The 12,923-nt window shown below is 31.2% G+C and carries 13 protein-coding genes and 1 other annotated feature; of the genes, 11 read left to right on the top strand and 2 right to left on the bottom strand.

Annotated elements, in window-relative coordinates; genetic code table 11:
* Nucleotides 1-95 precede the first annotated feature (95 nt).
* The 10 genes from Q3907_RS01080 to Q3907_RS01035 all read left to right on the top strand — a co-directional run bounded on the left by Q3907_RS01080 (nt 96) and on the right by Q3907_RS01035 (nt 10,842).
* On the top strand, nt 96-482 hold the full coding sequence (locus tag Q3907_RS01080; RefSeq protein ID WP_301896814.1) for a DUF1934 family protein: 387 nt from the start codon (nt 96-98) through the stop codon (nt 480-482).
* Nucleotides 469-2,103, top strand: coding sequence for an arginine--tRNA ligase (argS, locus tag Q3907_RS01075; protein ID WP_301896812.1), 1,635 nt, complete (start codon nt 469-471; stop codon nt 2,101-2,103). The genes Q3907_RS01080 and argS overlap by 14 nt, the downstream gene beginning before the upstream one ends.
* 25 nt (nt 2,104-2,128) lie before the next feature.
* Nucleotides 2,129-2,470 (top strand): DNA-directed RNA polymerase subunit delta, encoded by a 342-nt coding sequence (gene rpoE, locus Q3907_RS01070; protein WP_295563142.1) that lies wholly within the window; start codon nt 2,129-2,131, stop codon nt 2,468-2,470.
* Nucleotides 2,471-2,612: 142 nt separating this feature from the next.
* Nucleotides 2,613-3,443 (top strand): ABC transporter permease, encoded by an 831-nt coding sequence (locus Q3907_RS01065; protein WP_295563140.1) that lies wholly within the window; start codon nt 2,613-2,615, stop codon nt 3,441-3,443.
* Between the two features lie 10 nt (nt 3,444-3,453).
* Nucleotides 3,454-4,272: an ABC transporter ATP-binding protein gene (locus tag Q3907_RS01060; RefSeq protein ID WP_295563138.1), complete on the top strand. Its 819-nt coding sequence runs from the start codon at nt 3,454-3,456 to the stop codon at nt 4,270-4,272.
* Nucleotides 4,273-4,351: 79 nt separating this feature from the next.
* The gene (gene tagD, locus Q3907_RS01055; protein ID WP_040466417.1) at nt 4,352-4,738 is read left to right on the top strand and encodes a glycerol-3-phosphate cytidylyltransferase; all 387 of its coding nucleotides are present in this window, start codon (nt 4,352-4,354) and stop codon (nt 4,736-4,738) included.
* A gap of 1 nt (nt 4,739) precedes the next feature.
* On the top strand, nt 4,740-6,977 hold the full coding sequence (locus Q3907_RS01050; RefSeq protein ID WP_301896811.1) for a bifunctional glycosyltransferase family 2 protein/CDP-glycerol:glycerophosphate glycerophosphotransferase: 2,238 nt from the start codon (nt 4,740-4,742) through the stop codon (nt 6,975-6,977).
* 18 nt (nt 6,978-6,995) lie between these two features.
* Complete coding sequence (locus tag Q3907_RS01045) at nt 6,996-8,201, top strand: CDP-glycerol glycerophosphotransferase family protein (protein ID WP_301896810.1); 1,206 nt, start codon at nt 6,996-6,998, stop codon at nt 8,199-8,201.
* 1 nt (nt 8,202) lies between these two features.
* The gene (locus Q3907_RS01040; RefSeq protein ID WP_301896809.1) at nt 8,203-9,267 is read left to right on the top strand and encodes a CDP-glycerol glycerophosphotransferase family protein; all 1,065 of its coding nucleotides are present in this window, start codon (nt 8,203-8,205) and stop codon (nt 9,265-9,267) included.
* Nucleotides 9,268-9,346: 79 nt separating this feature from the next.
* Nucleotides 9,347-9,587: a binding site (T-box leader), on the top strand.
* 61 nt (nt 9,588-9,648) lie between these two features.
* A complete protein-coding gene (locus tag Q3907_RS01035) occupies nt 9,649-10,842 on the top strand; it encodes a hypothetical protein (protein ID WP_295643601.1) in 1,194 nt (397 codons plus the stop codon).
* 8 nt (nt 10,843-10,850) lie between these two features.
* Here Q3907_RS01035 and Q3907_RS01030 read toward each other — a convergent pair whose 3' ends face one another.
* Nucleotides 10,851-11,495 (bottom strand): GTP pyrophosphokinase family protein, encoded by a 645-nt coding sequence (locus tag Q3907_RS01030; RefSeq protein WP_301896807.1) that lies wholly within the window; start codon nt 11,493-11,495, stop codon nt 10,851-10,853.
* Nucleotides 11,496-11,497: 2 nt separating this feature from the next.
* Nucleotides 11,498-12,085: a DUF4230 domain-containing protein gene (locus Q3907_RS01025; RefSeq protein WP_295563131.1), complete on the bottom strand. Its 588-nt coding sequence runs from the start codon at nt 12,083-12,085 to the stop codon at nt 11,498-11,500.
* 136 nt (nt 12,086-12,221) lie between these two features.
* Between Q3907_RS01025 and rsmG the strand changes: the two genes are divergently transcribed.
* Entirely contained in the window at nt 12,222-12,923 is a 702-nt protein-coding gene (gene rsmG, locus Q3907_RS01020; RefSeq protein WP_295563130.1) for a 16S rRNA (guanine(527)-N(7))-methyltransferase RsmG, read from the top strand.

The raw sequence follows: 12,923 nt of genomic DNA, 5'->3' as shown, positions 1-12,923 counted from the left end.
TTATTTAATTTAAAATGTAATATTTTAATTAAAAACTTATGTTTTTTAATGAATTTTCTTGCAAAAAAATCAGAGTGTGATATTATGCACTAGCTATGACAAATCAGGTACATTTATTTGATAAAATTTCGAATCAAACATTATATAAAGGAGAAGCCACAATAGACTTTTGTGCTAACGAAGGACTTCTAGTTTCCTTTAATAATGAAACACATCGATTTGAGTGGAAAATATGGAAAAAAGGATTGGTTATTCGCAGTGAATCGGAGGTAATTGTGAATTTGACACTTCGATTAGATAACCATACAAAAGGACATATTGAAACAGAGTTTGGACAGATAGATTTGGATTGTCATACGAGTCATTATAATGTAGATGAAAATCGTGTAGAAGTAAAATACAGTCTTATACAAGGAAATGAAGAACAAAAATTTCACTTTGTACTATATATAAATAAGGAGGAAACATATGCAGTCAATTGAAGTTGAATTAAAACAAGCCATTCAAAATGCAGTCAAAAAGTCATTTGATTTAGATTTAGATGTACAAAACATTGTTGTTGAAACACCAAAAAATAAAGATCATGGTGATTTTTCAAGTAATGTTGCGATGCAGTTAACTCGCCAATTACATCAAAATCCAAGAATGATTGCGCAAAGTCTTTTAGATTCATTTTCGTTAGAAATGGTTTCTAATGTTGAAATTGCAGGACCTGGTTTTTTGAACTTTACTTTATCTAAGGATCGTTTTAGTACAGTTATTTCAGATGTATTAGCACAAAAAGAAAATTATGGACAACAACCAGCTAATGGCATCAAAGTGGATTTGGAATATGTTAGTGCCAACCCAACAGGATCATTACACTTAGGACATGCTCGAGGAGCTGCTTGGGGAGATAGTTGTGCACGTATCATGAAAAAAGCAGGATATGATGTAACTCGTGAATATTATGTGAATGATGCAGGTAACCAGATTACAAACTTAGCATTATCCTTAAATGCTCGTTATCGTCAGGCCCAAGGAATTCCAACAGAAATTGGTCAAGATGGTTACATGGGTAAAGATGTTGAAGAAAAAGGATATGAATTGGCGAAAGAATATCCTGAAACATACTTAGAACCTACAGAAGAAAATTTGAAATTCTTTAAAAAAGAAGGAATCAAGTTTGAACTAGATAAAATTAGAAAAGATTTAGATCGCTATCGTGTACATTTTGATGTTTGGTCAAGTGAACAAAGTATTCGTGATGCAGGAAAGGTTGAAGCTGCAATCAATGAGTTAAACGAAAAAGGTTACGTATATGAAAAAGATGGGGCTTTATGGTTTGAAACAACAAAATTTGGAGATGATAAAGATCGTGTTTTAAGAAAACAAGATGGTTCATTAACTTATTTAGTTCCAGATATTGCTTATCATAATGATAAATGTCAACGTGGATTTGATATGTTAGTTGACTTCTTTGGAGCTGATCACCACGGATATATTCCTCGTTTAAAAGCAAGTATGACAGCTTTAGGAAATGATGCAGATAAACTACATGTTGATATTATTCAGATGGTTCGTTTAGTATCAAATGGTGAAGAAATGAAGATGTCAAAACGTTTAGGAAATGCGACAACAATTAATGAGTTATGTGACAAAGTTGGTGTCGATGCAGCTCGTTATTTCTTCGTTCAACGTGCATTAGATTCTCATTTGGATTTTGATATTGAATTAGCAACTAAAAAATCAAATGAAAATCCAGTCTACTATGCCCAATATGCACATGCACGTATGTGTTCTATTCAAAAACAAGCACAGGATATTGAATTGGCAACAACATTTGAGGATTTAACAAATGAAAAAGAAATTGAATTGATGAAATCTTTACAAGAATTCAATAAGGTTATTGTTGAAACAGCTCAATCTCGTCAAGTTCATAAAATGTGTCACTATATTCAAAATTTAGCTAGTAAATTCCACAGTTTCTATAATGTATGTAAAGTTGTAGATCGTGATAATTTGGAATTAAGTTCACAACGTCTTGCTCTAGTAAAGGCAACACAAATTGTTTTAGTTAATGCATTAGATTGTATTGGTGTTGAAGCAGTTGAATCAATGTAAGTATTAAGAGGAGTTTTATTGTATTATGAAAAAGTCTATGATTGAAGTAGCATATCAAGTATTGACCAACAACAAGGGAGCTATGCCTTTTGTTGATCTTTGGAAAGATGTAAGTCAGGAAATGGGTTTTACTCAAACACAATTTGAAGATAATATCGCTCAATTCTATACAGATTTATCTTTAGATGGACGTTTCTTAAATATGTCACAAAATACTTGGGATTTACGTTCACGTCATACGTATTCAGAAAGTGTTATGGATACAGATTCTATCGCAATCGATGAAGACGATGAAGATGAAGATGATTCAGAATTGATTGAAGATGAATTAGACGAAGTCGAAAAAGAAATGGAAGAAAACGAATAAAATGCACCCTTTTCATAATAAATTCACATTGAATTGTTAAAATTAAAATGGAAAGGAGAAGGAATGCAAGAAAATCTGCATCATGCAGATTTTTTTTCTATGAAAAATATGATAACCTAAAGGTTGTTAAGGAGAAGTTTATATGTTTAAAAGCATTTCATATGTTATAAAAGAGAATTTTTCAAACTTTTATCGTATTTTCTGTATTGCCAAATATGAATTATTATCAGATATGCGAGATTCTAAATTTGGTATTTTTTGGAATTTTGCCTCTCCAGCTATCCAAGTATTCACATATTGGCTAGTTTTTGGTATTGCATGGGGGCGAAAAGCTCAGACATACAGAGGTATTACGGTAGAGTATTTACCATGGCTAGTTGTAGCATTTAGTGTGTGGTGGTATATCCGTCCATGTATTGTAGATGGTTGTTCTGCCGTATTTTCTAAGACAAATGTCATCACAAGAATGAAATTCCCTGTTTCTGTTTTGCCGGCAACAGTTTGCTTAAAAGAATTGTTTAATCACTTTGTGATGTTGATTATCACATTTGTTACATTGATTTTAAGTGGATGGTATCCAAATCTAAATTGGTTATGGATTATTTATTATATGTTCTGTGCATTTATGCTTGGAGAAGCTATTTCACTCGTATTATCTGTACTTACAATGTTATGGCGTGATGTTAAGAAATTTATTTCTTCTATCATGCGTATGTTGATGTACTTTTCTCCTATTTTATGGGATTGTCATTTTAAACCGGATGTTCCATTCGCAAGTATTTTAAATAAGCTTGTAAAGGTAAATCCAATCTATTATATTATTCAAGGTTATAGAGATGCGGTGTTCTATGGAAGAAATGTTTTTGACCACCCTGCAATTACACTTTATTTCTGGTGTCTAGTCTTTTTGATTTTTGCACTAGGATGCTTTTTGATGTATACCTTCAAAAAGAAATTCATTGATATGATTTAAGGAGATTTATATGTCTAAAGAAGAATATGCTGTTGAAGTCGAAAATATTTCAAAAATTTATACTTTGAGAAATAAAAACAATCAATATAAAACAGATAAGAAAGAATTTTATGCATTAAAAGACGTATCGTTTAAAGTTAAAAAAGGAGATGTTGTCGGCATTTTAGGAACGAATGGTTCTGGTAAATCTACACTATCTTTATTATTGTCTGGAATTTCTGAAATCAATAGTGGTACGATGAAAATTAATGGAGAACAAGCATTAATTGCTATTAATACAGGGTTGAATCAACAATTGACAGGACTTGAAAATATTAACGTCAAAGGCGCATTGATGGGGCTTAGAAAAAAGAGAATTCAAGAAATCACAAATGATGTTATTGATTTTGCAGAGTTAGGAGATTTCTTATATCAGCCCGTAAAAAAATATTCATCAGGTATGAAATCTCGTTTAGGATTTTCTATCTCACTAGCATTAAATCCAGATATTTTTATTGTTGATGAAGCATTAAGTGTGGGTGATAAAGGATTTGCAAAAAAATGCATGAAGCGTATGATGAAACTAAGAGATGAAGAAGGAAAAACAATCTTCTTTATTTCCCATTCATTAAGTCAGGTTCGTGAATTCTGCAAGACAGGAATGTGGATCGAAGGTGGTCAGCTTGTTGAAATGGGAGACATTAATAAAGTTTGTGATGATTATTCGATTTATGTAGATAAGCTAGAGGCAATGAGTAAAAAAGAAAAGAAAAAATTCTTGGATGAGAAATTTGAAAAGCGATTATTACCTAAAAAAGAAAAGAAAGGTATCGCAAAATTATTCGGTTAATAAAGGAGTTTATGGACTCCTTTTCAATTTATCAAAAATAGTTTACAATTACAGTGTTTATATAGGGAGGTTTATACTCATGAAAACAGTAATAACATATGGAACTTTTGATTTATTTCATGTAGGTCATTTAAATTTATTACGCCGTGCAAAAGAATTAGGGGATTATTTGATTGTTGCGGTAAGTAGTGATGAGTTTAATTTGGGTAAAAATAAAGTGTGTAAAATTAAAGACACAGATCGTATGAAAATTGTAGAAGCAATTAAATATGTAGACAAGGTGATTCCAGAAACTAGTTGGGAACAAAAAATTGAAGATGTAAAGAAATACAATGTAGATGTGTTTGTTATGGGCGATGATTGGAAGGGAAAATTTGATTTCTTAAAGGATTATTGTGAAGTTGTATATTTACCGAGAACGGAAGGTATTAGTACAACACAATTAAAAGAGGAATTGAAGGGTTAATATGCATACTATTAGTATTATCCTTCCTTTTTTTAAGTACAAACATTATTTTAAAGAATGTCTACAAAATTTAGCACAAAGCACATTTAAAGATTTTGAATTGATTGTCGTTTTAGATCATCCAACTGAAGACATCGATGATTTATTAGAACAATATAATTCTATTTTTGATATGGAAGTATACACATTACCTGAAGGAGTAACAGGAGTAGCGACATGTCGAAATGTTGGTATTCAAGAAGCTAAAGGAGCTTATCTTTACTTTTTAGATAGTGATGACTATGTTTTAGAAGATACTTTACAAAATATGATTAAAGCAATTGATCATGATGTAGATATGGTTTATGGAACAATCAATCATACTTGGAATAACAAGGCAAATTATCTTCATAAGATAGAAAATAAAGAAGTGGATGAAGAAGATTTGGAAGAAAAAGAACAAAAATGCTTAAATCGACTTTCAGATTTTATTTCATTTGCATCATATGAAAAAGATACACAACAAGCTCAAGCTATTTTTTATACAATGGACAATCGAAAAGGAATTCGTACATTTACTGTTTTAGGTAATTTATATAACCGTGATTTTGTTGTTCGTAATAACTTAAAGTTTAATGAGAACTTTAGATACTATTGCGATATGACATTCATGTGTCCATTATTAGAAAAACTTTCATCAGCATTACAAGTAGAAGATGCTATCTATGTTAAACGTAAACATAATGATCCTATCAATGAACCTGCATTGAGTCAGGAAGAAAATGAGAATCGTTTTAACGAAAGATGTGAAGCAATTGAATATACTCGTACACTTCTAAGAGAAGATGGCGTTGTGCGTTACTGTTTAGATCGTAAGATTGTATCTTACTTTGTATCTAAAATGTCTAAACGAATCCGTCGCAGCCAAGATGATCTATGGCGTACTGAATATTTCGAACGAATCGCAAAAACTATCGATGGTATTCGTCCAGAAGTTATGAATCGATATAAGCGTAATTCTAAAAAAATGGTAGCTTTTCTTCAAAATCGTGATTTAAAAGGTGTCCAAAGTTGTGTTCGAAGAAAATTAGGAATTAAAAAGTTTTTTAGAATCTTTAAAAATAAGAATGTTTTATTTAAACTTGCTTACTATCATGTTTATTCTAAGAAACCAATTCAAGAAAACACAATTTTATTTGAAACATTTATGGCTAAAAATTACTCAGACAGCCCTAAATATATATATGAATATATTGCCAAGAATTATCCAGGCAAATATAAATGTGTATGGGCATTGAATGATGGGCATGAAGTTCCTTATGGGGCAGAAGTTGTAAAGCGTTTCTCTTTTAAATATGCGTATTATTTAGCTGTTAGTAAATATTTTGTATTTAATGTTAGACAACCATTATGGTATCGCAAAAGAGAAGGACAAGTATTTGTTGAAACTTGGCATGGTACACCATTAAAACGCCTTGTATTCGATCAAGAAGAAGTAACTTCGGCATCTCCAAAATATAAGCAGCAATTCTATCGACAAAGACAAGAATGGGACTATTTAGTAAGTGCCAATCCGTTTAGTACGAAAACATTTAGAAGCTGTTTTATGTATGAAGGTAAGATGCTTGAATATGGATATCCAAGAAATGACATTTTATATTGGCCAAACAAAGATCAAATTGCCAAAGACTTAAGAAAAAAACTTGGTATTCCAGAAGATAAGAAAACGATTTTATATGCTCCGACATGGCGTGATGATGAGCATTATGGAAAAGGGGAATATAAATTCACATTGGCTCTAGATTTAAAGTTAATGATGGAAAAATTATCGGATGAATATGTTGTTTTATTAAGAACACACCACTATATCGCAGATAACATTGATACAACAGGTCTTGAAGGCTTTGTATATAATTTAAGCAAATATGATGATATCAGTGAAATCTATTTGATTAGTGATATTTGTATCACGGATTACTCAAGTGTATTCTTTGACTTTGCGAACTTGAAACGACCAGTGCTTTTCTATACATATGATATTGAAAAATATAAGAACCAGTTACGCGGATTCTATATTGATATGAATACAGAAGTACCAGGTCCACTATTATATACAAGTGAAGAAGTTGTGAACGCAATTTTAAATATTAATCAAATCAATGAAGAATATAAGGAACGTTATGAAGAATTCTATAAACGTTTCTGTTGTTATGACGATGGAAATGCATCAAAGCATATTGTAGAAGAAGTATTTAAATAAAAAAAGGAGGGGGTAGCCATGCTTATAAAACTTTTAAGACCGATTAAAAAGTTTGCAGGAAAGTGTATTCGTTTGGCATATAAATTAACGTATCGACTATTTAAAGTGGATGAAAAACTTGTTATATTTATATCTTTTCATGGTCGTGGCTATTCAGATAATCCTAAAGCTATTTATGAACAGATGAAACAAGATCCAAGATTTGATGGATATCGTTTTATTTGGTTTATCAAGAATCACAAAGACAAAAAATTGCATATTGAGGGAGCTGAAATAAAAGAATATTTCAGCATTCCTTATTTCTATTATTTATCGAAGGCAAAATTATGGGTAGTGAACTGCAAATTACCTACATATATTTTTAAAAAGGAAAATCAAGTTTATTTACAGACTTGGCATGGAACACCATTAAAACGATTAGCTCATGATATTGATGTGAGTGAAGATACTACATTTTATCGTTCAGGTGTTAGTTATGAGCAGATGTGTCATTCATACGATGTAGATGTCGCAAGATACAATTATATGATTAGTCCAAATGCATTTTGTACTCGTGTGTTTCAAACATCTTTTCAAATCAATAGAGAAAGATTGATTGAAACAGGATATCCTAGAAATGATTTTATTTCAAATGCCACAAAAGAAGAATGCAATGCGATAAAAAATAAATATCAGTTGCCTATGGATAAAAAAATTGTATTGTATGCACCGACATGGAGAGATAATTCCTATGTTTCTGCAGGATATACTTTTGAATTAAAGGCAAACTTTAGAAAATGGAAAGAAGTTTTAGGTAAAGATACAATCGTTGTATTTAAACCACACTATTTAATTATTAATACATTTAAAGACAATCCAGAATTAGATGGATTCTTGTATTCCATTCCTGCTCAAGCAGAAATCAATGAATTGTATGTGATTAGTGATGTATTGATTACGGATTATTCAAGTGTATTCTTTGATTATGCAATATTGAAAAGACCTATCTATTTCTATATGTATGATTTAAAAGAATATGCGACAGATTTAAGAGGATTCTATTTAGATATTCACAAGGATATTCCTGGTGAAATTTATATGGATGAAGAATCCATGTTGCATGATATTAAAAATGAAGTGTATGACTATTCTAAATTGAATGAGTTTAATCAATATTTTAATAATCATGAAGATGGAAATGCATCTAAAAGAGTAGTAGATATCTTATATAAGGCGGTGCAATAAAATGGGATTCAGTAAGATAATCTTAAATATCGCTTTGAAAATCGTAGATATTTTAACTTTTTATATTTACCCAAAAAAGAATCGAATTACTTTCATTAGTTTAACTCAAAGTGTATTGTTAGGTGATTTTCAACTCATCGATAAGCAATTACGTCACGAGAATAAGTATGATATTCATTATATATTATTAAAGTTTGAAAAAAATCTATGGGGTGATTTTAAATATTTCTTGAATTGTTTAAAACAGTTAGTTGAAATAAAAAAATCAAGTCTTGTGATTTTAAACGACAACAACTATGTGATTAGTCATATGAAACCAACCAATGTCAAAGTACTACAAGTTTGGCATGCGTGTGGAGCCGTGAAAAAATTTGGTAATCAAATCAAAAGGCAATATCCTATACGAAATTATGACTATGTTTTATGTGGCGCGGAATATTGGAAAGAACCTTATTCCAAAGCTTTTAATGTAGAAAAAGATCAAGTTTTAGTAACGGGAATGCCAAGAATTGATACTTTATTAAATAGAAATGAAAGAGATGAGTTCTTTTTGAAATATCCAGAATTGAAGGATAAAAAGCTATGTTTATATGCACCTACTTTTAGAGGAAATATCATTGATGGTTTTAAAATCCAGTCTTTTGATTTCACAAAAATAAAGGATTATGTTGTTCTATATAAATTTCATCCATTACTTGGAGATATTCAGTGCAAGGGTGGAATCAATATGAATAAGGAAGATTTATATACATTGATGCAAGTTAGTGATTGTTTGATATCAGATTATTCGAGTGTAATATTCGATTACTCTTTGTTAAATAAACCAATGATCAGCTATATTCCGGATATTGATGAATACAAACAAAATATAGGATTGAACATAGACTTTAATGATTTTCCTGGTCCGATATGTACAGATGAGAATCAATTGATAGAAGCCTTGAAATTTGAAGATTATGATTATGATAAATTATCTTATTTTCAAATGAAGTATATGGTATATACAGATGGTAAAAATACAAGTCGAGTTGTAGAAACTATTGATCGAATTATGAAAGAGGTATAACGCCTCTTTTTATTTACAATTTAAATGTAAATAATTTACAAAAATACTTGAAACAAAATGTAAATTATAGTATTATGTTGCCAACGCATTGATATGGAAGAGTAATTCACTACGTTTTAGCCTAGAGAGATATTGTTTGGTGGAAAATATCGTAAAGCTAGAGAATGAAAATCACCATGGAGTGGCTATAGCGATAATGTAGTTATAGACGTGAGTCTTACGATATAAAGACTAGATGTGATGGCATCGATGAGGGCATTCATTAGAATGAATTAGAGTGGTACCGCGGAAGAATAAGATTATTACCTTTCGTCTCTGAAGTTGATTATAAGGCAACAAGAGACGGAAGGTTTTTTGTTGCAGAAAGAGGAGAATTTGATTATGAAGAAGAATGAAAACACAAAAATGAATCGTTCCTGGATGGCAGCATTTTCAGTGGCAACCACTGCATTTGCAGCACACGCAGGCGGAGGATTTGCGACAGGAAATCAGGAAAACACATGGTTTGTTAGTTTAGGGTGGCCAGCTATTGTTGGGGTTGCCGTTGCAATGTTACTTTTAGCTATGACAATTCGTGAAGGTCAGATTATGATGAATTCACGAGGATTAAAAACGTATAAGGAATTATTTGAATGTTTATATCATCCGTTTGATAAAGTAGAACTGTTATTTGAGTTGTTCTTTAATATCATGGTTTTAATGGTTGTCGCATCATGTATTTCTGGAGCAGCCAGTGCATTAACACAATACTTTGGATTGAATTATTATCTAGGAACATTTGTGATTGGATTAGTGGTATTATTCTTAACAATTTTTGGAGTCGACTTAATTCGTAGAGCAAGTACATATATGGGTATTGTCATTTTAGTATTAGCTGTTTCTATCTATACAGTTGGTTTATTAAATGGACATAACCTATTAGATGTTATGCGTGTTGATTTTTCAGTACATGGATGGACTCAACTTCCAAAAGCAGTTTGGAACGGTGTTACTTATTCAGCTTTCCAATGGGTTACAGTACCTGCTATCTTAGTTTGTGGAACAAGTGTATTAAAGACAAAACAAGATTGTGATCGTTCAATGGCATTAACATTCACATTGAATATGTTAGGATTAGGTCTTGCGGTATTGATGTTACTTTGTTGGCAACACTATTATCTAACACAGCCAAACGGAACAACTCTACCAACATTAACAACATTAAAATCATTTGGAGCAAACTGGCTTGTAGCACTATATGGATTGGTATTATTCTTATGTTTGATTTCAAGTGCAGTTTGTGTCATCTTTGGATTTGTGAATCGTTTTGAAAATGTGAAATTCCTTCAAAATGTAGAAAATGTACCAGTTCGAAGAGCTTTAGTTTCTGCTTTTATCATGGTCGTTTCTATGGGAATTTCTTTTGTTGGACTAACTAATGTTGTTAAATACGGATATGGATATTGTGGATATCTAGGTATCGCCATCATCATCGTTCCATTGTTGACAGTAGGATTCTATAAGAATCGTAAATTCATGAAAGAAAATTCTCAAGACGCAAAAGTATCTTTTGAAGAAGTATATGAAGAAAATTAGACGGGAAGTTAATTTCCCGTCTTTATTTCTTCCATTTTCTCATCAAGTGTCTTACAAATCTTAGCACACTCTAATAATTCTTTATCAATTTCATCTAAACGTTCTTTTGATAAGTTTTTCTTATAGCGAATCTTGTGTTCTAGACTTGCCCAAAAATCCATCGCAATTGTCCTAAATTGCACTTCTACCTTGACCCACTTTTTCTCATCCGATAAAAAGATGGGGATTTCTACAATTAAATGAAGACTTCGGTACCCATTTTCTTTAGGACTTTCAATATAATCCTTTTTTTCAATCAAGCGCACATCATCTTGGCTAAGAAAAGAGTTGGCTAAAGAATAAATATCTTCTGTAAAAGAGCATACAACTCGAACACCGGCAATATCGAACAGATTCTTTTCAATGTTTGGAATCGTAAGTGATAAATTTTTCTTTTGAAGTTTTTTAAGAATACTAGATTGCGATTTGATACGCGTATGAATCGATTCAATGGGATTACGATCATAGAATAGGGAGAATTGTTCATTAAGAACTTTAAATTTAGTTTCCACTTCCATTAACGCGCAATTATAATAGGTCATCATTTGACGATAGGGAAGAGTACTTTCTTCTACAAAATCTGTGAATGCATCAACTAATTTTAAATTTGGCATAATTACTCCTTAAATGTTACTTCGATATTATAATCATCTGTATCTGGGATAATGGAAATAATCTGTTTAATACTTTTCTTTGTATTTTCTTGAGCCGTTTTCATTAATCCCTTTTTCTTGGCTTCAGATAAAGCCTTCTCTTTTTGTTCAACCGCAAAAGCTTTATAGTCACTCACACTGATTGGATTAAATATATTTTTTGTTTCATCATAAACTTCAATACTTGATTCATCAATTGAATTTGAAATAACAGTAGGTTTATTGACAGTCACATGAATTGTAGAGTCACTGATTTCTATATTTGCCTTAGATAAATCTGTACCCAATTGAATTTCTCCTTCAAATGTTAGTATGAAGTATTTGTTTGTCAAAGGGATAGACCATCCATTTAGATTTAATGAATTTTCGAATTTTCCTACTTTCGTATAATGATATTTTGTCGTTACCAAATCACTCGCCTGCTCAATTCGATTCTGAATCAATGTCGATGTGATTTCTGGTTCTGTTTGTTTATTCGCAAAGAATATACCACTAATAAAGGCAATTAAGATAAATATAAGAATGAATAAAATCTTTTTAAAGTTTTTCATAAGTGACCTCCTCTTTAAAATTGTATCATAAATGAATAAAGTAAATAAACCGACATGCATAGTGTCAAATTATTGCGTATAGTAAAAATACGACGGAAACGAATATATGATATAATGGTTAGCGTGGAGGGTTTTCATGACTAAATTAGAATTTCAGAAGGCTTGTTTAGAAGCTGGCATCCAAATAAATGAAGAACAAATGAATCAATTTGAAAAATACATGCAACTTCTTATTGAATGGAATGAGAAGATGAACTTAACGGCAATCACACAGGAAGAAGAAGTATGGGAGAAACATTTTTATGATTCAATCATGCCATTTTCAAATATTGAATTTGAAACAATGTGTGATATTGGCTCAGGTGCAGGATTTCCTGGAATTCCTGTAAAGATTGCGTTTCCACATGTGCATATGACTTTGGTGGAGCCTTTACAAAAGCGTTGTCGTTTTTTAAATGAAGTGAAAACTCAATTAAACTTAGAAAATCTAGATATATTGAATGTTCGAGCCGAAGATTTGGCAAAAGAAAAGCGTGAATGTTTTGATGTGGTTAGTGCGCGTGCGGTTGCCAAACTATCGATTTTATTAGAACTTTGTGTTCCTTTTGTGAAAATGAATCATACAATGGTGGCACTAAAAGGAAAAAACGGGCATGAAGAATTATTAAATGCTAAAAAAGCAATTGAAACATTAGGTGTTGAATTGGTTGATGAAGAAAAATTCATGATTGAAGAGGATGCAACACGTATTAATTTATATTTTAAAAAGGTAAAGCATACGCCTAATAAATATCCTAGAGCGTATGGGCAAATCAAGAAAAAACCTTTGGAGGGTTGA

It is taken from the genome of uncultured Holdemanella sp. (assembly GCF_958348295.1).
In the GTDB taxonomy this organism is placed as follows: domain Bacteria; phylum Bacillota_I; class Bacilli_A; order Erysipelotrichales; family Erysipelotrichaceae; genus Holdemanella.
The sequence above is the reverse complement of the archived record's forward strand: the minus strand, read 5'-3'. Positions and strand labels throughout refer to the sequence as shown.